Annotated in this window: 20 protein-coding genes and 1 riboswitch; of the genes, 12 read left to right on the plus strand and 8 right to left on the minus strand. The window is 67.7% G+C overall.

The window, feature by feature from the left end; translation table 11 throughout:
- Window positions 1–14: 14 nt before the first annotated feature.
- Entirely contained in the window at window positions 15–1,205 is a 1,191-nt protein-coding gene (locus HV742_RS05470; protein ID WP_047993169.1) for an ABC transporter substrate-binding protein, read from the minus strand.
- Window positions 1,206–1,402: 197 nt separating this feature from the next.
- Here HV742_RS05470 and HV742_RS05475 point away from each other — a divergent pair, with 197 nt between their 5' ends.
- From HV742_RS05475 to HV742_RS05485, 3 genes are read left to right on the plus strand one after another with little or no spacing between them, the layout of a single operon-like run.
- The gene (locus tag HV742_RS05475; RefSeq protein ID WP_063583725.1) at window positions 1,403–2,362 is read left to right on the plus strand and encodes a polysaccharide deacetylase family protein; all 960 of its coding nucleotides are present in this window, start codon (window positions 1,403–1,405) and stop codon (window positions 2,360–2,362) included.
- Window positions 2,363–2,396: 34 nt separating this feature from the next.
- On the plus strand, window positions 2,397–3,161 hold the full coding sequence (locus tag HV742_RS05480; protein ID WP_006389774.1) for a GntR family transcriptional regulator: 765 nt from the start codon (window positions 2,397–2,399) through the stop codon (window positions 3,159–3,161).
- 1 nt (window position 3,162) lies between these two features.
- Window positions 3,163–3,786: a flavin reductase family protein gene (locus HV742_RS05485; protein ID WP_175144645.1), complete on the plus strand. Its 624-nt coding sequence runs from the start codon at window positions 3,163–3,165 to the stop codon at window positions 3,784–3,786.
- A gap of 18 nt (window positions 3,787–3,804) precedes the next feature.
- On the opposite strand, the gene HV742_RS05490 is transcribed toward HV742_RS05485, so the two are convergent.
- Window positions 3,805–4,728, minus strand: a complete 924-nt coding sequence (locus HV742_RS05490) for a LysR family transcriptional regulator (protein WP_175144646.1) — start codon at window positions 4,726–4,728, stop codon at window positions 3,805–3,807.
- 131 nt (window positions 4,729–4,859) lie between these two features.
- Between HV742_RS05490 and HV742_RS05495 the strand changes: the two genes are divergently transcribed.
- The 9 genes from HV742_RS05495 to metF all read left to right on the plus strand — a co-directional run bounded on the left by HV742_RS05495 (window position 4,860) and on the right by metF (window position 13,602).
- On the plus strand, window positions 4,860–5,834 hold the full coding sequence (locus tag HV742_RS05495; RefSeq protein ID WP_059272820.1) for a Bug family tripartite tricarboxylate transporter substrate binding protein: 975 nt from the start codon (window positions 4,860–4,862) through the stop codon (window positions 5,832–5,834).
- A gap of 61 nt (window positions 5,835–5,895) precedes the next feature.
- Window positions 5,896–7,317, plus strand: a complete 1,422-nt coding sequence (leuC, locus tag HV742_RS05500) for a 3-isopropylmalate dehydratase large subunit (RefSeq protein WP_175144647.1) — start codon at window positions 5,896–5,898, stop codon at window positions 7,315–7,317.
- On the plus strand, window positions 7,314–7,952 hold the full coding sequence (gene leuD, locus HV742_RS05505) for a 3-isopropylmalate dehydratase small subunit (RefSeq protein ID WP_175144648.1): 639 nt from the start codon (window positions 7,314–7,316) through the stop codon (window positions 7,950–7,952). The genes leuC and leuD overlap by 4 nt, the downstream gene beginning before the upstream one ends.
- A 29-nt stretch (window positions 7,953–7,981) precedes the next feature.
- Window positions 7,982–8,878 (plus strand): alpha/beta fold hydrolase, encoded by an 897-nt coding sequence (locus tag HV742_RS05510; RefSeq protein WP_175144649.1) that lies wholly within the window; start codon window positions 7,982–7,984, stop codon window positions 8,876–8,878.
- Window positions 8,879–9,087: 209 nt separating this feature from the next.
- Window positions 9,088–9,324, plus strand: coding sequence for a DUF1289 domain-containing protein (locus HV742_RS05515; protein WP_047993175.1), 237 nt, complete (start codon window positions 9,088–9,090; stop codon window positions 9,322–9,324).
- A 79-nt stretch (window positions 9,325–9,403) separates the two neighbouring features.
- Window positions 9,404–10,444, plus strand: coding sequence for a glycosyltransferase family 4 protein (locus tag HV742_RS05520; protein ID WP_049077029.1), 1,041 nt, complete (start codon window positions 9,404–9,406; stop codon window positions 10,442–10,444).
- A gap of 67 nt (window positions 10,445–10,511) precedes the next feature.
- Window positions 10,512–10,647: riboswitch (S-adenosyl-L-homocysteine riboswitch) on the plus strand.
- Between the two features lie 100 nt (window positions 10,648–10,747).
- On the plus strand, window positions 10,748–12,166 hold the full coding sequence (ahcY, locus tag HV742_RS05525; RefSeq protein ID WP_049077027.1) for an adenosylhomocysteinase: 1,419 nt from the start codon (window positions 10,748–10,750) through the stop codon (window positions 12,164–12,166).
- A gap of 120 nt (window positions 12,167–12,286) precedes the next feature.
- Window positions 12,287–12,622, plus strand: coding sequence for a phage holin family protein (locus HV742_RS05530; RefSeq protein ID WP_006389784.1), 336 nt, complete (start codon window positions 12,287–12,289; stop codon window positions 12,620–12,622).
- A gap of 137 nt (window positions 12,623–12,759) precedes the next feature.
- Window positions 12,760–13,602: a methylenetetrahydrofolate reductase [NAD(P)H] gene (gene metF / locus HV742_RS05535; RefSeq protein ID WP_054418482.1), complete on the plus strand. Its 843-nt coding sequence runs from the start codon at window positions 12,760–12,762 to the stop codon at window positions 13,600–13,602.
- Between the two features lie 167 nt (window positions 13,603–13,769).
- Here the strand turns inward: metF and HV742_RS05540 are convergent, their stop codons facing one another.
- The 6 genes from HV742_RS05540 to HV742_RS05565 form a co-directional block, all read right to left on the minus strand.
- Entirely contained in the window at window positions 13,770–14,768 is a 999-nt protein-coding gene (locus HV742_RS05540; RefSeq protein ID WP_049077023.1) for a tripartite tricarboxylate transporter substrate-binding protein, read from the minus strand.
- Window positions 14,769–14,923: 155 nt separating this feature from the next.
- A complete protein-coding gene (locus HV742_RS05545; RefSeq protein ID WP_054418480.1) occupies window positions 14,924–15,787 on the minus strand; it encodes a proteasome-type protease in 864 nt (287 codons plus the stop codon).
- 55 nt (window positions 15,788–15,842) lie between these two features.
- Window positions 15,843–16,646, minus strand: coding sequence for a transglutaminase family protein (locus HV742_RS05550; RefSeq protein ID WP_175144650.1), 804 nt, complete (start codon window positions 16,644–16,646; stop codon window positions 15,843–15,845).
- Window positions 16,647–16,659: 13 nt separating this feature from the next.
- Window positions 16,660–17,646 carry an alpha-E domain-containing protein gene (locus HV742_RS05555; protein WP_175144651.1) on the minus strand — a complete coding sequence of 329 codons (987 nt, stop codon included), beginning with the start codon at window positions 17,644–17,646 and terminating at the stop codon, window positions 16,660–16,662.
- A gap of 2 nt (window positions 17,647–17,648) precedes the next feature.
- Window positions 17,649–19,079 (minus strand): circularly permuted type 2 ATP-grasp protein, encoded by a 1,431-nt coding sequence (locus HV742_RS05560; RefSeq protein ID WP_054418474.1) that lies wholly within the window; start codon window positions 19,077–19,079, stop codon window positions 17,649–17,651.
- Window positions 19,080–19,499: 420 nt separating this feature from the next.
- Window positions 19,500–20,177, minus strand: a complete 678-nt coding sequence (locus HV742_RS05565; protein ID WP_175144652.1) for a 5-formyltetrahydrofolate cyclo-ligase — start codon at window positions 20,175–20,177, stop codon at window positions 19,500–19,502.
- Window positions 20,178–20,336 lie beyond the last annotated feature (159 nt).

Genomic DNA, 20,336 nt, shown 5'->3' on the forward strand with positions numbered 1-20,336 from the left:
CTCTCCCCTCGCGCTTACTGCGCGCCCTTGACGGGCAGGATGCGGTTGTCGACGAAGTGCGTCCACACGTAGTCGTCTTCGCGCAGGGCGTCATGCGAGGCCGGCGTGAAGGGCTGCTCGTAGGTCTTGATCAGGCCTTCATACTTGCCGATCTTGTAGAAGCCCTGGCGCACGGCGTCGCCGTCGGTGGAACCGGCCTGCGCGATCGCCAGCGCCGCCAGTTGCATGCCGTCATAGGCATTGGCCACGCCCACGGCCGGGGTGATGTCCTGCGGACCCTTGATGTCGGAATACTTGGCCTTGAGCGCCTGCATCACTTTCTCGCCCACCGGCCCCTGCTTGCCGAAGAAGCTGTAGGTCTGCACGAAGTGCACATTCTTGGCGTTGGGGCCGGCCAGTTCGGTGAAGCGGCCGCCGGCCGGGCCCCAGTGCGACACCACCGGCACCTTCCAGCCCATGCGGTCCAGCGACTTCACCACCTGGGCCGAGGGCCCGACGTTGCCCACCAGGAACAGCGTGTCGGCGCCGGCCGCTTTCAGGCGGCTCAGTTGCGGCGTGACGTCGAGGTCGGCGGGCTGGAATTTCTCGACGCCGGCCGGCGTGATCTTGGCGGCGGCGAGCGCGGCGTCCAGCCCCTTTTCATTCGATTCGCCCCAGGGGTTATTCACCAGGATCATGCCCGGCTTGGCGCTCTGGAACGTCTTGCGGGCGTACTGCACCATGGCGCTGTCGACGATCTCGTCCATCGCCGAGACGCGGAACACGAAGTTTGGGTTGCCCTTGTTGTGCGTGATCGCGGTGCCGGCGGCCCAGGGGCCCATGAACGGCACCTTCTCCTGGTTGACGATGGGCACGATGGCCATCGACACCGGCGTGTCCAGGCCGCCGAACAGCACGGCGACCTTTTCCTTGTAGATCAGTTCGCGTGCCGCGGCCATGCCCTTGGCGGGGTTGCCTTCGTCGTCGCGCCGCACCAGCACCACCTGGCGCCCGCCCAGCAGGCCGCCCTTGGCATTGATTTCGTCGATGGCGATGGTCATGCCGCGCGTCAAGGCTTCGCCGGCACGCGCCGATTCCCCCGACAGGGCGGTGATCAGGCCGATCTTGATGGGGTCGGCGGCCAGCGCGGGTTGCGCGGCCAGGCCGGCCGCGAACAGGGCGGCGGCAGTGGCGCGGAGCATGAAGGAACGGCGGGTCGGGCGCATCGGGGCACTCCTGGAAAAGTGGAATGGATCTTGCATGGGAGAGGTGCTGCTGCCGTTCCCAATGCAAGATCCATGCCACCCGCGCCTCGGGGGCGTGTCCCAGGGGGAAATTGGTGGTTTGTCGACGCTGGATCCTGTTTTTGTTTTCAAAAGAACAGGGTTTTTGTTCACAATCATGCATCAGGATTTGCACCAAAATGAATCCATCCCTGCTTCAAGGCACTAATGCGGGGCCTGCCGCGCCCTGGTCTCCCGCGCCGCTGGCCGGCCACGACCGCTTCGCCTACCAGCCCATCACCGGCCGCGCGGACTACGCCTGGCCCAACGGCGCGCGGCTGGCCGTCTACCTGGGGTTCAACATCGAGCATTTCGCCTTTGGCGAGGGGCTGGGCGCCGAGCTGGGGCCGGCCTCGCCGCATCCGGATGTGCTCAATTACGCCTGGCGCGAGTACGGCAACCGGGTGGGCGCCTGGCGCTGCCTGGAACTGTTCGACGCGTTGGGACTGCCGACCGGCGCGCTGATCAACACCGCGCTGTATGACCATTGTCCGGAACTGGTCGATGCCTGCCTGGCGCGCGGCGACGAGCTGATCGGCCACGGCTACAGCAACGCGCATCGCCAGGGAGGGTTGGGCGAGGCCGAGGAACGAGCGCTGCTTGAACACTGCCGCGAGCGCATCGGCCGCCACGCGGGCAGCGCCCCGGCCGGCTGGCTGTCGCCATGGATTTCGGAAAGCCGCGCCACCCCGGACCTGCTGGCCGAGACCGGCTACCGCTACACCTTGAATTGGTGCCACGACGACCAGCCCACGCGCATGCGCACGCGTGGCGGCGATCTGTGGGCGATTCCCTACCCGCAGGAGCTGAACGACATTCCCATGATCATGGGCCGCAAGATGGATGCGCGCGATTTTGCCGATATGATTCTCGACCAGTTCGAGGAAATGCGGCTCCAGGCGCAGCGCCAGCCCCTGGTGATGGGCATCGCGCTGCATCCGTATATCGTGGGGCAGCCCTACCGTCTGCGGCACCTGCGCCGGGCGCTGGCCCCGCTGGCGGCCGCGCGCGACCGGGGCGAGATCTGGTTCGCCACGCCGGGCCAGATCTGCGCGCACGTCGATGGACTGTCGCCAGCGCCCGGACTGTCTTCCCGTTGACCGACCCTTTGTCTTCGTTGCCACCGAGTCCGCCATGCCTACCCGCGATCCCGCCAAATCCCGTCCCAGGGCGACGCCTTCGCGCCGCGCCGCCGCCGCCGTGTCCGAACACCTGGAGGACACCGCCCCCGATGCCGACATGGAGCGCCGCATTTGCGAGGCGGTCTATGAAAGTGTCATGAGCCAGCGGCTGACACCGGGCACCAAGCTGCCCGAGGCGGCGCTGTGCGACATCTTCGGCGTTTCGCGCTCGGTCGCGCGCAAGGCGCTGCAGCGCCTGGCCCACGAGCATGTGGTCGACCTGCACCACAACCGCGGCGCGGTGGTGGCCGAGCCCACCCCCGAGGACACGCGCCAGATCTTCGAGGCGCGGCGCGCGCTGGAAGCGGCCCTGTTGCCGCTGGCGGCCGCGCGCGCCACCAAGGCCGACTACGCCTCGCTGCGCAAGCAGTTGCGCGACGAGCACGCCTTGCTGCACCGCGCCGGCCAGCCTGCCTGGGCGCGCCAGGCCAGCGCCTTCCATGTGCGTCTGGGCGAGCTGTCGGGCAACGCCATCCTGCACGGCTACCTGGCCGAACTGGTGTCGCGCTGCTCGCTGATCGTGGCGCTGTATGAACCGCCCGGCAACGCCGCCTGCGAGCATGGCGAGCACGTGCAGATCGTCGATCTGATGGAACAGGGGCAGGTGGCCGAGGCGGTCAAGATCAACGACAACCATCTCGCGGACCTGGAGCGGCGCATCAGCCTGGAGCGCCCGCAGCCCGCACAAACCCTGGCCCAGATGCTGGGAATGGCCTGACATGGACATCGACTTCGATTCAATCACCGAATACCAGCGCTACAAGCTGATGGCCAGCCTGATCGTGCCACGGCCGATCGCGCTGATCACCACGCTGTCCGAAACCGGCGTGGTCAATGCCGCGCCCTTCAGCATGTTCAACATGCTGGGCGAGGATCCTCCCATCATCATGGTCAGCATCAACCGGCTCGAGGATGGCAACCTGAAGGACACCGCGCGCAACATCGCGCGCGACCGCGAATTCGTGGTGCACCTGACCGACGAGGCCATGGCCGAGAAGATGCACCGCTGCGGCGACCGCCTGCCGGCCGACGTCAGCGAGCTGGCGCACGCCGGCCTGGACGCCGCGCCCAGCCAGCGGGTGGCGCCGCCGCGCATCGTGCAGGCGCCGGTGGCATTCGAATGCACCCTGTTCGAGACCCTGGAAACCGCCAGCCGCCAGATCTTCATCGGCCAGGTGCGCTGGCTGCATGCGCGCGACGGCCTGATCGACACGGACACCTGGCGCGTGCGGCTGCAGGATTATTTTCCGGTGGGCCGCTTTGGCGCCAGCTTCTACGTCACCACGCGCGACCGCTATGCCATCGGCGACATGCCGGCCAGCACCGCCATCGACGAGATCTGACAGCGCGCGGGACGTTCGTCACCACACGGCGGCCTGCGAACCCGGCGCGCGCAGGTGGCGGGCGAAGCGTTGCGCCAGGAAATCGACGAAGGCCAATGTCTTGGCCGGCAGGTTGAGCCGCTCCGGGTACAGCACGTGGATGTCCGCCGGCGGCGTCGCCCAGTCGGTCAGCACCTGGCGCAGGCGGCCGGCGCGCAGCAGCGCGGCGGTCTCCCATTCCGAACGCATGACGATGCCGTGGCCGTCCAGCGCCCATTCCAGCGCGCTCTGGCCGTCATTCGAACTGACTGGGCCGCGCACCTTCACGGTTTCCGTGCGCGAGCCGGATTCGAGCCGCCAGGTGCCGTAGGCGACGTCGTTCTCGCGCACCACGATGCAGCGGTGGCGCTGCAACTCTCCGGGTGTGCGCGGCTCGCCAAAGGTTTCCAGGTAGCGCGGCGACGCGCACAGCAGGCGCCGGTTGGAGGCGATCTTGCGCGCGGTCAGGCGCGCGTCGGGCAAGTCGCCGAAGCGCACCGCGGCGTCGAAGCCTTCTTCGATCAGGTTCAGGGGCCTGTCGGTCAGGCGCAGTTGCACTTCCACTTCCGGATATTGCCGCGCGAAATCGGAGATGGCGGGCGTCACGTGGGCGCGGCCAAAGCCGAAGGTGGCGTTCAGGCGCAGCAGCCCCTGCGGCTGGGCGCGGCTGCTCGACACGGATCGTTCCAGCGCCTGAAGATCGGCCAGGATGCGGCTACCCTCGGCCAAGTACAGCTCGCCTTCCTGGCTGACGCTGACGCGCCGCGTGCTGCGGTTCAGCAGGCGTACGCCCAGACGCTGTTCCAGCTTGGCCAGCCGCGTGCTGACCGCCGGCGGCGTCAGGCCGAGCTCGCGCGCGGCGGCCGACAGATTGCCGTGCTTGACCAGCAGGGAGAAGAAGGCTAGGTCCGACAGCGCGTCCATGGATTTATTTATAAATTCAATTTAATAAAGATTTATTTTATTCATCCATTATAAGAATGGAACGGACTTATACACTGGGTCGACCGATACACAGAGCCGCCTGACGCGGCCGCCCTCAAGGAGACCCACCCATGAAAGTCCGCCATCTGTTGTGCGCGCTGACCGCCGCCGCGTCCTGTTGGACGGCGCCGGCCATGGCAGCCAATGCCTTTCCGCAGCGCCCGATCACCCTGGTGGTGCCGTTCGCTCCGGGCGGCAGCGTGGATATCGCCGCGCGCCTGATTTCCGACGCCTGGGGCAAGGCCCTGGGCCAGAGCGTGATCGTCGAAAACCGCGCCGGCGCCTCCGGCAACATCGGCATGGCCGCCGTGGCCCGCGCCGAGCCCAATGGCTACACGCTGGGCATCAACACCATGTCGCTGGCGATCAATCCGGCGCTGTTCCGCGCCATGCCGTTCGACACCGCCCGCGATCTGCGTTCGGTCGGCACGGTTGGAACTTCGCAGCATGTGCTGACGGTGTCACCGTCGCTGCCGGTGAACGATGTCAAGGAACTGCTCGATTACATCCGCGCGCGCCCGGCGAATGCACTCAGCTTCGGCTCCGCCGGCACGGGCAGCACTTTTCACATGGCCGCTGAACTGTTCAAGGCGGTCTCCGGCACGCAGATCCTGCACGTGCCTTACAAGGGCGGCGGTCCGGCCATGGTCGACACCATCAGCGGCCAGGTGCAGATGAGCTTCCCCGTGCTGTCCGCGGCCAAGCCGCAGGTCGACGGCAAGAAGCTCAAGGCACTGGGCGTGACCGGCACCACCCGCTCGCCGCTGCTGCCGGACGTGCCTACCATCGCCGAGTCCGGCCTGCCCGGCTATGCCTTCACCACCTGGTTCGCGGTCAGCGCGCCGGCCGGCACGCCGCAGGCTGTCGTGGACACGCTGAACGCCAAGCTGGCGCAGGCCCTCCAATCGCCCGAATTGTCAGATCGCATGCGCCGCGAAGGGTTCGATCCGCTCGTTTCGACGCCCGCCGAGACCGACGCCATGGTCAAGGGCGAAATGACGCGCTGGGCCGGCATCGTCAAGGACGCCGGCATCGAGGCCAATTGACGGCCGGCGACACATCGCGCGCCTCGCGTGGGCGCGTTGTTCTAAGCAAGGAAGCACCGACATGCCTGGCATGACGCTATACGACAAGCTGGTGGCGAGCCATGAAGTGGCCCGCATCGACGACGAGCACATCCTGCTGTACGTGGATCTGCACATCATGAACGAATACACCAGTCCGCAGGCCTTCAGCGGCCTGGCCGCGCGCGGCCGCGATGTGCTTCGGCCCGCGCAGCAGATGGCGGTGGTGGACCACATCATCCCCACCCATCCGGTGCCGGCCGCGCTGCGCGTGATTGCGGATGACGCTTCCTCGCGCCAGGCCCGCAACCTCAAGCGCAATTGCGACGAGCAGCGCATCGCGCTGTTCGACACCACCGACCCGTTGCAAGGCATCGAACACGTGATCGCGCCCGAGCACGGCATGATCCTGCCGGGCATGGTGGTGCTGTGCGGCGACAGCCACACCACCACCTACGGCGCGCTGGGAGCGCTGGGTTTCGGCATCGGCACTTCGGAAGTCGAGCACATCCTGGCGACGCAGACGCTGGTCTACCGGGTCGCGCGCAACATGCGCATCCGCGTCGACGGCCGCCTGGGCGCGGGCGTATCGGCCAAGGACCTGGTGATCTACGTGGTCCACCGCATCGGCGCGCAGGGCGCGCGCGGCCATGCCGTGGAATTCTGCGGCAGCGCCATCGAAGGCCTGTCGGCCGAGGCCCGCATGACCCTGTGCAACATGACGGTGGAAGCCGGCGCCCGCGCCGCGCTGATCGCACCCGACGCCACCACCGACGCCTATGTCGCTGCCCGCGCGCGACACCTGGACGCCAGCGAACTGGCGCAGGCGCGCGCCTATTGGGCCACCCTGCGCACGGATGCCGACGCGGCGTTCGACGCCGAGCATGTCTTCGACGCGGCGCTGATCGCGCCGTTCGTGACCTGGGGCACTAGCCCGGACCAGGCCATGCCGATCACCGGCACGGTCCCCGATCCCCAGGCCGAGCCGGATGCGCTGGCACGCCTGGCGCTGGAAAAGGCCGTGGAATACATCGGCCTGCAGCCCGGTGCGCCGATCGCCGGGGTGCCGATCGAGCGGGTCTTCATCGGCTCGTGCACCAATGGGCGCATCGAGGACCTGCGCGTGGTGGCCGACATCGTGCGTGGCCGCAAGGTGGCCGATGGCGTGCGCGCCATGGTGGTGCCGGGCTCGGGCGCGGTGCGCGCCCAGGCCGAGGCCGAGGGCATCGCCGCCACGCTGGTCGATGCCGGCTTCGAATGGCGCCAGCCGGGCTGTTCCATGTGCCTGGCCATGAACGACGACGTGCTGCGGCCGGGCGAGCGCTGCGCATCCACCACCAACCGCAACTTCGAGGGCCGCCAGGGCCGCGCCGGGCGCACCCATCTGATGAGCCCGGCCATGGCCGCCGCCGCCGCGCTGGCCGGCCGCATCGTCGACGTGCGCGACTTGGAGAACCTGCAATGAACCAGATCATCAGCGGCGTTGCCGCGCCGTTGCCGTATTCCAATCTGGACACCGACCAGATCATGCCGAAGCAGTTCCTGCGCATCATCGACAAGGCCGGGTTGGATCGCGGCCTGCTCTATGACCTGCGCTTTGACGCCGACGGCGAGCCGCGGCCGGACTGTGTACTGAACCAGCCCGCTTACGCGGGCGCGTCGGTGCTGGTGGCCGGCCCCAACTTCGGCTGCGGCTCCAGCCGCGAGCATGCCGTCTGGGGACTGATGCAGTACGGTATCCGCGCCGTTGTGGCCGCCAGCTTTGGCGAGATCTTCTACTTCAACGCGCTCAATAATGGTCTGCTGCTGGTGAGCCTGCCGCCGGCCGATGTCGACGCGCTCTTGGCGTGGGTGTCCGACCCCGGCGCCAACCGCGTCGAGATCGACGCGCTGGCGGGCACGGTGCGGGCCGCCGACGGCTGGACCGGGCATTTCGACTTGCCGGCGCGGCACCGCCGCATGTTCTCGCAAGGGCAGGACATGGTGGGCGCCTCGTTACAGCAGTTGGCGGATGTGGAACACTTCGAGGCCGGCCACTGGGCGCGGCATCCCTGGATGAAAGACGTGGCGCGCCGCGTGCGCGACCGGCTCGGCCAATGAACGCCACAGACTGAGAGGCACCGACCGCAATGACCGCTTTCTTCGATCTTCCCGTGCGCCGCCACGAGGTCAACGGTATTCACATCGCCGCCCGCATCGACGGCCAGGGGCCGCCGCTGCTGTTGCTGCACGGCCATCCGCAGACCCACGCCATCTGGCACCGGGTGTGGCCCGAGCTGACGCGCCGCCACACGTGCGTGGCGGCCGACCTGCGCGGCTACGGCGACAGCGACAAGCCGGCCGCCATGCCGGACCATGCCGCGCATTCCAAGCGCACCATGGCCGCCGACATGGTGGCGCTGATGCGCGCCCTGGGCCATCAACGTTTCGATGTGCTGGCCCACGACCGCGGCGCGCGTGTCGCGCACCGGCTGGGACTGGACCATGCCGACGCGGTCGGGCGCATGATGCTGCTGGACATCGCGCCGACGCTGGACATGTACGAAAACACCACCCGCGCCTTCGCCCAGGCCTACTACCACTGGTTCTGGCTGATCCAGCCCGCGCCCATGCCGGAGACCATGATCGAACGCGACCCGGTGTTCTACCTGCGTTCGGTGATGGGCGGCCGGCCTGGCGGGCTGGCGCATTTCTCCGCTGAGGCGATGGCCGAGTATGAACGCGCCGCGCGCCTGCCGGGTTGGGCCACCGGTATCTGCGAAGACTACCGCGCGTCCGCCACGCTGGATCTGGAGCACGACCGCCAGGGCCGCGCGGCCGGCGAGCGCCTGCGCATGCCGCTGCGCGTGCTGTGGGGCGAGCGCGGCGCGGTGGGGCGCAATTTCGATGTGCTGGGATTGTGGCGGGCGGTGGCCGACGAGGTCACGGGCGGACCGTTGCCCGGCGCCCACTACCTGGCCGAGGAAACGCCCGACGCATTGCTGCGCGAAGTGGCCGGCTTTTTCGGCTGGGGCGGGCGGGAATAGAGGCGGCTGCCCTCGCGGCCGGCACGGGCCAGCGCGGGTGCCGCAGCAGCCTGCTTGGCGACTTTCCATCGCCCTCCACGCCGGCCGTCGCCACCGGCGGGCAGTCAGGCCAGCGGCCTGGATGGTCCCTTGGCCCTGTTGTCAATCAAGCCACGGCGGGCGATAGGGCCATCCAAAAAGGGACGCACCGCCGGTGGTAACCTTCGGCCATGAATCCCTCTTTTGCCGATCTGACCGAATTGCCTGAACCGGAGGACGCCCAGCGCGCCTTCCGGGCCTCGGATTCCCCCTGCGTTGCCGTTTGTTCCACGCTGTTCGACGATATCTGCCGGGGCTGCGGCCGCACGGCCATGGAAGTGGCCAACTGGGTCTTCATGACGGAAGAGGAAAAGCGCGAGGTCTGGATCCGCATCAAGGCGCAGGGGTATCCCCGCCGCAACAACTAGGCCGGCGGCGCCGGGCGCGGTCTTGAGGGTGTCACATGGCGCGGGCTAAATCGCGCTATTGCCCACTTCCGGCCCCATCATGCGCATCGTCCTGGTTACGGATGCCTGGCATCCGCAAGTCAACGGCGTCGTCCGCACCTGGACGACCATGCAGCAGATTCTCACCGATTGGGGCCACGAGCTGATCGTGGTGAATCCCCAGGGCAGCCGCACCGTGCCGGCCCCCTCGGAGCCTGATTTGCGGCTGTGCCTGCAGCCGGGGCGGCAACTGCGCCGCATCCTGGGCGATATCGTGCCCGACGCGCTCCATATCGCCACCGAAGGCCCGCTGGGCCTGGCGGCGCGGCGCATGGCGCTGTCGCGCGGCTGGCGCTTCACCACCTCGTTCCACACCATGTTCCCTGACTACCTGCAGGCGCGCATGGGCATTCCCGCCGCGTTGCCGTGGCGCTTCCTGCGCTGGTTTCACCGACCGTCGCAATGCGTGCTGGTGCCCACGCCGACCGTGCGCGACATCCTGGTGCGGCGCGGTTTCGCCAACCTGCGCATCTGGTCGCGCGGGGTCGATCCGCGCAAATTCCAGCCCACCCCGGGCCGGGCGTTCCAGGACCTGCCGCGCCCCGTCTTCCTGTCGGTCGGCCGGGTGGCGCGCGAGAAGAACCTGGATGCGTTCCTGTCGCTGGACCTGCCCGGCAGCAAAGTGGTGGTGGGCGCGGGCCCCGACGAGGCGCGGCTGAAAAAGCGCTTTCCCCAGGCGGTGTTCCTGGGCATGCAGAACGACGAGGCCCTGCCGACGTTCTACGGCGCGGCGGACGTCTTCGTGTTTCCCAGCCTGACGGACACGTTCGGCCTGGTGATGCTGGAGGCCATGGCTTGCGGCACGCCGGTGGCGGCGTTCCGCAGCGAGGCGCCGCTGGCGGTGGTGACGCAAGGCGTCACCGGTTTCCTGGACGACGATCTGGCCCACGCCTGCCGCGCCGCCTTGCCGCTGGACCGGCACGCCGTGCGCGAGCACGCCCTGACGCGCAGCTGGGATGCCGTGGCCACGGATCTGCTGGCATCGCTGGTGCCGCTGACCCCCGGCGCGGAGCTGGCCAGGCCCTTGGCCCCGGCGGGCTGACCGCCGCCGATCCGACATTGCATATCGGGCTTTCCACCGCCCGGGCCAAACCGGTACAATGCCCGTCAATCCTGAGGAGCGTTGCGACGACCTCGCGGTTCCCGCCATCTCCCATGGCCCGCGGAACCCGGTTCGCCAGGCTCAGGAATCCTTGTTCAAGCGCCGTGCCACGCACGGCGTTACAGCAACGGCGCTCACCTTTTGTCGCGTATGGCGGAAAAGGCGAGCACTCGATTGTCGTGGTGGTTTCGCGTTGTCCGGCCGTATCGTGCGCCGTTCGTCATTCACGTGGAGCTACACACCATGAACGCTGTCACCGATAAATCCTTCTCCGACTACATCGTCGCCGACCTGTCGCTGGCAGGCTGGGGCCGTCGCGAGCTGGCCATCGCCGAAACCGAAATGCCCGGCCTGATGGCCATCCGCGAAGAGTTCGCCGCCAAGCAGCCGCTCAAGGGCGCCCGCATCGCCGGCAGCCTGCACATGACCATCCAGACCGGCGTCCTGATCGAGACGCTGGTGGCCCTGGGCGCCGAAGTGCGCTGGGCCTCGTGCAACATCTTCTCCACGCAGGACCACGCCGCCGCCGCCATCGCCGCGTCGGGCACGCCGGTCTTCGCCGTCAAGGGCGAAACGCTGGAAGAATACTGGCAGTACACCCACAAGATTTTCGAATGGCCCAATGGCCAGAACGCCAACATGATCCTCGACGATGGCGGCGACGCCACGTTGATGCTGCACCTGGGCACCAAGGCCGAGAAGGACATCTCGGTGCTGGCCAACCCCGGCAGCGAGGAAGAGCGCGTGCTGTACGCCGCCATCAAGAAAACGCTGGAGCGTGATCCGAAGTGGTACTCGACCCGCCTCGCCCTGATCAAGGGCGTGACCGAGGAAACCACCACCGGCGTGCACCGCCTGTACCAGATGTCGCAGAAGGGCGAGCTGGCCTTCGCCGCCATCAACGTCAACGACTCGGTCACCAAGTCCAAGTTCGACAACCTGTACGGCTGCCGTGAATCGCTGGTCGACGGCATCAAGCGCGCCACCGACGTGATGGTCGCCGGCAAGATCGCCGTTGTCGCCGGCTACGGCGACGTGGGCAAGGGCTGCGCCCAGGCGCTGGTCGCCCTGCGCGCCCAGGTGTGGGTCACCGAAATCGACCCGATCTGCGCCCTGCAGGCCGCCATGGAAGGCTTCAAGGTCGTGACCATGGAAGAAGCCGCCGCCCACGGCGACATCTTCGTCACCGCCACCGGCAACTTCCACGTCATCACGCGTGAGCACATGAACGCCATGAAGGACCAGGCGATCGTCTGCAACATCGGCCACTTCGACAACGAAATCGACGTCGCCAGCCTGGCCGACTGCAAGTGGGAAGAGATCAAGCCGCAGGTCGACCACGTCATCTTCCCGGACGGCAAGCGCATCATCCTGCTGGCCCAGGGCCGCCTGGTGAACCTGGGTTGCGCCACCGGTCACCCCTCGTTCGTGATGTCGTCGTCGTTCGCCAACCAGACCATCGCCCAGATCGAACTGTTCACGCGCAACGAAGCCTACAAGTCGGGCGAAGTCTACGTGCTGCCCAAGCACCTGGACGAGAAGGTCGCGCGCCTGCACCTGAAGAAGCTGGGCGTGAACCTGACCACGCTGCGCAAGGACCAGGCCGACTACATCAGCGTGCCGGTCGAAGGTCCTTACAAGCCGAATCACTACCGCTACTGATGCTTGTAGCAAAATAGGAAAGTGCCGCGCCATGTCGGCGCGGGCTTTCCGGTCCGCGGGGCTTGCCCGTCTCGCCTGGCGATGGCGGGGCCGCGGAGCGTCAATACAGGAGGTCGAACAATGGCATTGATACTCGTCTGGATCCTGAACGCGGTGGCCCTGTTGGCCGTTGCCTACTTGCTGCCCGGCATCACCGTGGCCAGCTTCGGTTCGGCGCTCATCGCCGCGCTGGTGCTGGGCCTGGTCAACATGCTGGTCAAGCCGGTGCTGGTGCTGCTGACACTGCCCATCACGATCGTCACGCTCGGTCTCTTCCTCATCGTCATCAACGCCTTGTTGTTCTGGTTCGTCGGCTCCGTGCTGAAGGGCTTCCAGGTCAACGGGTTCTGGTGGGCCGTGGGCGGTGCGATCCTGTACAGCATCATCTCGGGCCTGCTTACCAAACTGATCCCCTGAATTCCCACCCCCGAGCGCTACGCGCTTCCCCTCAAGGGGGCGTGCCAGCGGACCGGCCAAGCCGGCTCCGCGGCACCCCGGAGGGGGCGGCACCTGTTTCATGCAATGCGCATGGCGCTATGGATAACTGATCCGATATGTCCGACTCGACTTCTCCGGCGTTCAGCCTGGAATTCTTTCCGCCTCGCGACCTGGCTGGCCAGGAGCGGCTGGTCCGCGCGGCCAAGCAGATGCTGGCGATCCAGCCCAAGTACGTCAGCGTGACGTTCGGCGCCGGCGGCTCCACCCGCGCCGGCACGGCCGACGCGGTGCGCACGCTGCGTAACCTGGGCTGCGACGCGGCGCCGCACCTGTCGTGCGTCGGCGCCTCGCGCCAGGACCTGCGCGAGATCCTGCAGGCCTACAAGAACGAAGGCGTGCGGCGCGTGGTGGCCTTGCGCGGCGACCTGCCCTCGGGCATGGGCGGCGACGCCGGCGAATTGCGCTACGCCAACGAACTGGTGTCGTTCATCCGCGAGGAAACAGGCGATTGGTTCCACATCGAAGTGGCGGCCTATCCCGAAATGCATCCGCAGGCCGCCAATCCGTCGGCGGACCTGGATCATTTCGTGGCCAAGGTCAACGCGGGCGCCAATGCCGCCATCACCCAGTACTTCTTCAACGCCGACGCCTACTTCGACTTCGTCGACCGGGCCCAGGCCAAGGGCGTGCGGGTGCCGATCGTGCCGGGCATCATGCCCATCACCAACCACACCCAGCTGCTGCGCTTCTCGGAAATGTGCGGCGCCGAAGTGCCGCGCTGGATCCGCCTGCGCCTGGCCGAGCTCGGCGACGACAAGGCCTCGATCCGCGCCTTTGGCGTGGATGTGGTCACCGAGCTGTGCCAGAACCTGCTGGACAATGGCGCGCCGGGCCTGCACTTCTACACCCTCAACCACGCCGAAGCGCCGTTGGCCGTGTGGAAGGAATTGAGCGTGTGATCCCCGCGGCGCGCAGCGCGCAGTAACGCAAAGGCCGGCAGCTATTGCCGGCCTTTTTTCTCGGGCGTGTCAGGGTCTCAGCGCGCCTGACCGGCACGCGCGCCGCGTGGCAGCGACGGGCCGGCTGGGGGCGACGGCAAACGCGCCTCAACGGCCCGCATGACGCTTCAGTCGGCGTATACGCCCGCCTTGCGGATGATCGGCCCCCACTTGTCCACTTCCGACTGTAGCCAGCTCTGCAGGCCGGCCGGCGTCTGCTTGGCCTCGGGCACGATTTCCGCGCCCAGCTCGGCCATCTTCTGCGTGAAGGCAGGGTCCTGGAGCGCCGCGCGCAGGGATGCATTGAACTTCGCCACCACTTCCGGCGGGGTGCCCTTGGGCGCGTACACGCCGTGCCAGACCTTGACCTCGAAGCCCTTCAGCCCGCTTTCCTGCAGGGTCGACGCATCGGGCAGCGTCTTGATGCGATCCAGCGTGGTCACGCCGTACAGCTTGACCCGCTGCGCCTTGATGTGCGGAATGGTCTGCGTGGTCTGGTCGCACAGCACATCCACCTGGCCGCCCAGCAGCGCCGTCAGCGCGGGGGCGGTGCCGGCATACGGGATCGTGGTGAACTGCGTGCCCAGCGCTTCCTGCAACAGCATGCCGCATAGCTGCGACACCGCCCCCAGGCCGGCGTTGGCCAGGTTGATCTTGTTGCCGTTGGCGCGCGCGTACTTGATGAATTCCACCATGTCGGCGGGCGGCAGATCCTTGCGGCCCAGCAGCGTCATGGGCACGTCGGCCACCTGGCCGACATAGGCGAAGTCGGTCAGCGGATTGAACGGAAGCTTGCGGTACAGCGCCGGGGCAGTCGCCATGCCGTTGTGGTGGATCAGGAAGGTATACCCGTCGGGCGCGGCGCGCGCCACGTGCGTGGCCGCCAGCGTGCCGCCCGCCCCGGGCCGGTTCTCGACGATGATGCTCTGGCCGAGGGTCTTGGACATGGCGGCTCCCAGGCTGCGGGCCACGACGTCGGTGGGGCCGCCCGCCGCGAACGGTACGACCAGCGATATGGCGTGGTTGGGATAGTTGTCCTGGGCCGTGGCCGGGCCGCCTGCCAGGCAGCCCAGCGCCAGCAGGGGCGCGGCCAGGCGCCGCAGGGCGCGCGGGAAATTCGGGGTCATGTCTCGTCCTTATGGTGTTATGGCGACCCGCAAGACGAAGCATGGCGGGCTGGCGCCAGTGTGGCGCGCCAGCCGCGAGATGAGAATTTGTGGTTTTACAAGCCGGGTTTAGGGAAGCGGAAAGCCGGGTTTGTACGGTGGGACAGGTCCGAGCCCTAGTTCGGCTGATCCTTGCCCGGGTCCTCCGCCAGCACTTGCGGCGCGGGATAGACGACCTGTGGCACGTCCACCGGTTCGGCCCGCAGCGGCTGGTGCTCCCGGCTGGCGGGCACCAGCGAACCCGGGTCTTCCGGACGGGTCCAGAGCGGATCCGGGATCTCGGCGAACACCTGGCGCAGGCGTTCGCCCCAGGTGCCGCGGATCATGCGGAAATATTCGTTGTGCTCGTCGATGCTGGCGAAGTGCGTGACGCGCAGCGCGTCGGCGTCATAGACCAGCAGGTCCAGCGGCAAGCCGACCGAGATGTTCGAGCGCAGCGTCGAGTCCATCGAGATCAGCGCGCACTTGGCGGCTTCGTCCAGCGAGGTATCGGGGCGCAGCACGCGGTCCAGGATAGGCTTGCCGTACTTGGCCTCGCCGATCTGGAAGTACGGGCATTCGGAGCCGGCCTCGATGAAGTTGCCGGCCGAATACACCTGGAACAGCCGGCAGCGTTCGGCGCCGATCTGGCCGCCGAAGATCAGGCTGACGTTGAAATCCACGCCCTGCTCGTGCAAGGCCGCGGCCTCGCGGTGGTACACCGCGCGCACCGCCGCGCCGACCCGGCGGGTGGCCTCGAACATGTCGGGCGCGTTCCAGACGGTTTCGCCACCCTCGTCATGCTGGCGCGCCAGTGCGTTCAGCACGGCCTGGCTGACGGCCAGGTTTCCCGAGGTCATCAGCACCATCATGCGCTCGCCGGGGCGCTCGAAAACGGTCATCTTGCGGAAGACACTGATCTGGTCGACCCCGGCATTGGTGCGGGAGTCGGACAGGAATACCAGGCCGGCGTCGAGGCGGGCGGCTACGCAGTAGGTCATGATCGAAAAAGGGAAAAAACCACACCGCATTGTATTGCGGCGTGGCCGGGCGGGGTTACTGCTGCAATGCCGTCTGCACCTGCACCGAGACTTCCATGGACTCCTCGCCGCCGCCGGTGCGCACGCCGCGCACGGGTGAGGCGGAATCATAATCGCGCCCCACCGCCAGGCGGCAGTGGCAATCGGACGCGAATTGGCGGTTGGTGACGTCCACGCTGGTCCAGCCGGTGCCCGCCAGCCAGACATCGGCCCAGGCGTGGCTGGCCGCGTGTTCGTTGGTGGTGTACAGATAGCCGCTGACGTAGCGGGCCGGCACGCCCAGGCCGCGCACGCAGGCCAGGAACAGGTGGGCGTGGTCCTGGCAGACGCCATGGCCCAGCTCCAGCACCTGGCCGGCGGCGGTGGTGACGTCGGTGGTGCCGGGCTCGTAGGCGACCCGGTCGTGGATCGCGGTGGCCAGTGTCAGCACGTCGGCGGGCGTGTTCAGGCCGTCAGGCAGCACGGCGTGGGCGAAGGCGAGGATGGTGTCGTCGGCCTGCGTCAGCGGCGTCTGCACGCAATAGGCGTGCACCGGCAGGCGGCTGTCCTCGCCGCCCAGCGCGCCTTGCGCCAGCGGGTCGACCAACACCTGGCCGACCACGCGCAGTTCGATTTCCGTGTGGGGCCGGTTCAGCGTCAGCGTGTGGGTGATGTTGCCGTAGGCGTCCACCTGCTGTTCGAGCACGCCGGGCGCCTCGATGTGCCAGCGCAGCACGCGCTGGTGCTCGTCGTCGCGCGGCGTAAGCCGCAGCGTCTGGATGCTGTAGGTGACGGGCGCGGTATAGCGGTAGTGCGTGACGTGCGTGATGATCTGTTTCATGCCTGTCTCCTTGTCATGCCGACAACGGCACCAGGAAGTCCTGGCTGATCCGGTTGCCCAGGTCGTTGATGCGGTCCAGGAAGTGCTCCAGGTACTGGTGCAGGCCGCTGCGCAGAATGTCCTCGACGCGGCCGAATTGCAGTTCGGCGCACAGCATGCCGGCGCGTCGCTGGGTTTCGGTCGAGCGCTGGTTGGACACACGGGCCAGATCCTCGGATACCGCCCGCATGGCCGCCAGCAGCGAGCGCGGCATGTCGGGATGCAGCATCAGCAGCTCGGCCACGCGGTCCGGCGTAATCACATCGCGGTACACCTTGCGATAGATCTCCAGCCCGGACACCGAGCTGAGCAGCGCCGACCAGCGGTAGAACTCGCTTTGCAGGGCGCCCGAAGCATGGCCCTCGCCGCGGCCGTCCTGCTGTTGTTGCGGCGTGCCGTTGCCGTCGCGCTCGTGGAACTTCACGTCCAGCATCCGCGCGGTGTTGTCGGCGCGTTCAAGGTGCATGCCGATGCGCAGGAAGTACAGCGCCTCGTCCTCCAGCATGGTGCCGATGGTGACGCCGCGCGCCAGGTGCGAGCGGAACTTGACCCACTCGAAGAACTCGCCCGGGTTGCGTTCCAGCAACCCGGTGTGCAGGTGCTTGAGCAGTTCAAGCCAGGTGGTGTTGTAGGTCTCCCAGACTTCGGTGGTGAGGCTGCCGCGCACGGCGCGGGCGTTCTCGCGCGCGGCGCGCATGCAGCTGTAGATGGACGAGGGGTTCTCGGCATCGCGCACCATGTACTGCAGTACGTCCTGCGGTGACACCGCGGCGTGCTTGGCGTGGTACAGCCGTTGCAGCTCGGAGATGCGCAGCACGGCGTTCCACGAGCCTTCGCGGGTCTGCGCGTCCTGCGGCAGCAGCGACATCTGCAGGTTCACGTCCAGCATGCGGGCGGTGTTCTCGGCGCGCTCGGTGTAGCGGCACATCCAGAACAGGTTGTCGGCGGTTCGGCTCAGCATCGTTATTCCTCCAGAACCCAGGTGTCCTTGGTGCCGCCGCCCTGGCTGCTGTTGACCACCAGCGAGCCTTCGGTCAGCGCCACGCGGCACAGCCCGCCGGGCACGGTGCGGATGTCCTTGCCGCACAGCACGTAGGGGCGCAGGTCGACGTGGCGCGGCGCCACGCCGGATTCAACGTAGGTCGGCACCGTGGACAGGGCCAGCGTGGGCTGCGCGATGTAATTGGCGGGATTGGCGCGCACCCGATCCTTGAACGACTCGACCTCGGCGTGGGTCGCGGATGGTCCCACCAGCATGCCGTAGCCGCCGGCGCCGTGCACTTCCTTGACCACCAGTTCGTGCATGTTGGCCAGCACGTGCGACAGCTCGTCGGGACGGCCGCAGCGCCAGGTCGGCACGTTCGACAGGATCGGCTCCTCGCTCAGATAAAAGCGGATCATGTCAGGCACGTAGAGGTAGGTGGACTTGTCGTCGGCGATGCCGGTGCCGATGGCATTGGCCAGCGTCACGCGGCCGGCGCGATACACCGACAACAGGCCGGGCACGCCGAGCGCCGAGTCGGCGCGGAACGACAGCGGATCGAGAAAGTCGTCGTCCAGCCGGCGGTAGATCACGTCCACCTTGCGCGGCCCCTGCGTGGTGCGCATGTAGACCGTGTTCTGCTCGACAAAAAGATCCTGGCCCTCCACCAGTTCCACGCCCATCTGCTGCGCCAGGAAGGCATGCTCGAAATAGGCCGAGTTGTACATGCCCGGGGTCAGCACCACCACCGTGGGATCATCGCCGCCATGCGGCGCCACTTCGCGCAGGTTGTCCAGCAGCAGGTCGGGGTAGTGCGCCACCGGCTCGACCTTGATGCGGCTGAACGCGTCGGGCATCAGCCGCATCGACATCTTGCGGTTCTCCAGCATGTACGAGACGCCGGACGGCACCCGCAGGTTGTCCTCCAGCACGTAGAACTCGCCGGCGCCGGCGCGCACGATGTCGACCCCGGCGATGTGGCAGTAGATGTCCTCGGCCACGTCCACGTCCTGCATCTCGGGGCGGTACTGGGCGTTCAGGAACACCTGCTCGGCCGGCACCACGCCGGCGCGCACGATCTCATGGCCATGGTAGATGTCGTGGATGAACATGTTCAGCGCCCGCACGCGCTGCTTCAGGCCGGCCTCCAGGCGACGCCATTCGTCGGCGGGGATGATGCGCGGGATCATGTCGAACGGGATCAGGCGTTCGGTGCCGGCCGCGTCGCCGGCCACTGAAAAAGTGATGCCGACCCGCCGGAAACTCAGGTCGGCCTCCAGGCGGCGCGCCGCCATGGCTTCCGCCGATTGCTCCTGGTGCCAGCGCTCGAAGGCCTGGTAGTGGGAGCGTATGCCGCCGGCGCTGTCGCGCATTTCGTCATAGGCGGCGGGACGGGATGGTCTGTCCTTCATGGCTCCTCCGTTGCAGATGCTGACGGCCCGCTAGGGCGCGGCCGTTGGCCGGCCCTTGCGTGGCCGGTCTGAATGAATAAGCAACCCGTGTGCCAGCTTGCGCTGGCGCGGTCGGGATACCGCCTGGAGGTAAATATCCTCTGGTCGGCGGCGGATGGCTAGCCTCCGGATGCACCGAGACAGCGGTGGCGCGGGTGGGGCGGCGGGTCCCCGGGGGGCGGATGGCGTGGGGAAATGATGCGAAGCGTGGCTGCGCGGGAGCGCGGCGGCGTCCCGCGGACGGGCCAAGGCAGCGGGCCGCGCAGCGCGGCGGAAGGCGTGCCCGCCGGCAATGCCGCGCCAGGCGGCAATCGAGAATATCAGGGGCAGATCATAGGGCTTGCACCGTCATGGTGCAAGCCCCGGGGCGAAACTGGTGCGTCAGCGCAGCGTGTAGCGGTGCAGCGTGGCGCCGCCGCCCTGGCCAGGCTGTTCCTGCGGCGCGTGCGGCACCCAGCCATCGGGCGTGATGACGGCGTCCAGGCGGAAGTCGTGCGCGGCCGGTTCATAACCGGGTTCCAGTTCGCCGCAGCTCCAGGCCACGCCGATCGTGGTGAAGGCGTGGCCACGGTCGCGCAGCGCCGCCAGGGTACGGTCGTAGTAGCCGCCGCCATAGCCGAGGCGGTCGGCGGATTCGGTGTACCCCAGGGTCGGGACCAACAGCACATCGGGCAGCACCTCGGCCCCTTGGACCGGTTCCTGGATGCCGTAGGGGCCGGCGCGCAGTTCGGCGTCCGGCGTCCACGGCAGGAAGGCCAGCGGCGCGTGGCGCTCGCGCACCACCGGCAGCGCCACGGTGACACCATTTTCGGTCCATTGCTCCAGCAGCGGCCGCAGGTCAGGCTCGTCTTCCATCGGCCAGAAGGCGGCCACCACCGCGGGCGCCCGCCGACCGGCCCGCACCGCTTCGTCGCGGGCCACGTTAAGCCAGGTGAACAGCCGCGCGCGCATCAGCAGGCCGCCGCGGCTGCGTTGGTCTTCGGGCAGTTCGGCACGCAGTTTCCGCAATCGCGTGCGTAGCTGGCTTGCGGTATCCTCTGGAGTATTTTGCGTAGTCATGCGGTAGCTGTAACAGGGGTGGAAAATGAAGGCGACAATGCGGGTCAGTGATAACACGTGCAACAGCGCGCACCCGCGCGCGGATCATCACGCAGCCAGTCGCCAAGCTGGCCATCGCGCCCACGACGGCGCGCATCGCCGCGCCTGTCTCTGCGCCTA

This window comes from Achromobacter ruhlandii (assembly GCF_902859695.1).
Lineage (GTDB): Bacteria > Pseudomonadota > Gammaproteobacteria > Burkholderiales > Burkholderiaceae_B > Achromobacter > Achromobacter ruhlandii.

Excerpts from the sequence above, each read along its gene's own strand:
- leuD (WP_175144648.1), top strand. The coding sequence starts at position 7,314 with ATGAACCAGATCATCAGCGGCGTTGCCGCGCCGTTGCCGTATTCCAAT.
- HV742_RS05510 (WP_175144649.1), top strand. The coding sequence starts at position 7,982 with ATGACCGCTTTCTTCGATCTTCCCGTGCGCCGCCACGAGGTCAACGGT.
- HV742_RS05490 (WP_175144646.1), bottom strand. The coding sequence starts at position 4,728 with ATGGACGCGCTGTCGGACCTAGCCTTCTTCTCCCTGCTGGTCAAGCAC.
- HV742_RS05540 (WP_049077023.1), bottom strand. The coding sequence starts at position 14,768 with ATGACCCCGAATTTCCCGCGCGCCCTGCGGCGCCTGGCCGCGCCCCTG.
- HV742_RS05565 (WP_175144652.1), bottom strand. The coding sequence starts at position 20,177 with ATGACTACGCAAAATACTCCAGAGGATACCGCAAGCCAGCTACGCACG.
- ahcY (WP_049077027.1), top strand. The coding sequence starts at position 10,748 with ATGAACGCTGTCACCGATAAATCCTTCTCCGACTACATCGTCGCCGAC.
- HV742_RS05515 (WP_047993175.1), top strand. The coding sequence starts at position 9,088 with ATGAATCCCTCTTTTGCCGATCTGACCGAATTGCCTGAACCGGAGGAC.
- HV742_RS05560 (WP_054418474.1), bottom strand. The coding sequence starts at position 19,079 with ATGAAGGACAGACCATCCCGTCCCGCCGCCTATGACGAAATGCGCGAC.
- HV742_RS05545 (WP_054418480.1), bottom strand. The coding sequence starts at position 15,787 with ATGACCTACTGCGTAGCCGCCCGCCTCGACGCCGGCCTGGTATTCCTG.
- HV742_RS05520 (WP_049077029.1), top strand. The coding sequence starts at position 9,404 with ATGCGCATCGTCCTGGTTACGGATGCCTGGCATCCGCAAGTCAACGGC.
- HV742_RS05475 (WP_063583725.1), top strand. The coding sequence starts at position 1,403 with ATGAATCCATCCCTGCTTCAAGGCACTAATGCGGGGCCTGCCGCGCCC.
- HV742_RS05485 (WP_175144645.1), top strand. The coding sequence starts at position 3,163 with ATGGACATCGACTTCGATTCAATCACCGAATACCAGCGCTACAAGCTG.
- metF (WP_054418482.1), top strand. The coding sequence starts at position 12,760 with ATGTCCGACTCGACTTCTCCGGCGTTCAGCCTGGAATTCTTTCCGCCT.
- leuC (WP_175144647.1), top strand. The coding sequence starts at position 5,896 with ATGCCTGGCATGACGCTATACGACAAGCTGGTGGCGAGCCATGAAGTG.
- HV742_RS05495 (WP_059272820.1), top strand. The coding sequence starts at position 4,860 with ATGAAAGTCCGCCATCTGTTGTGCGCGCTGACCGCCGCCGCGTCCTGT.
- HV742_RS05530 (WP_006389784.1), top strand. The coding sequence starts at position 12,287 with ATGGCATTGATACTCGTCTGGATCCTGAACGCGGTGGCCCTGTTGGCC.
- HV742_RS05555 (WP_175144651.1), bottom strand. The coding sequence starts at position 17,646 with ATGCTGAGCCGAACCGCCGACAACCTGTTCTGGATGTGCCGCTACACC.
- HV742_RS05550 (WP_175144650.1), bottom strand. The coding sequence starts at position 16,646 with ATGAAACAGATCATCACGCACGTCACGCACTACCGCTATACCGCGCCC.
- HV742_RS05470 (WP_047993169.1), bottom strand. The coding sequence starts at position 1,205 with ATGCGCCCGACCCGCCGTTCCTTCATGCTCCGCGCCACTGCCGCCGCC.
- HV742_RS05480 (WP_006389774.1), top strand. The coding sequence starts at position 2,397 with ATGCCTACCCGCGATCCCGCCAAATCCCGTCCCAGGGCGACGCCTTCG.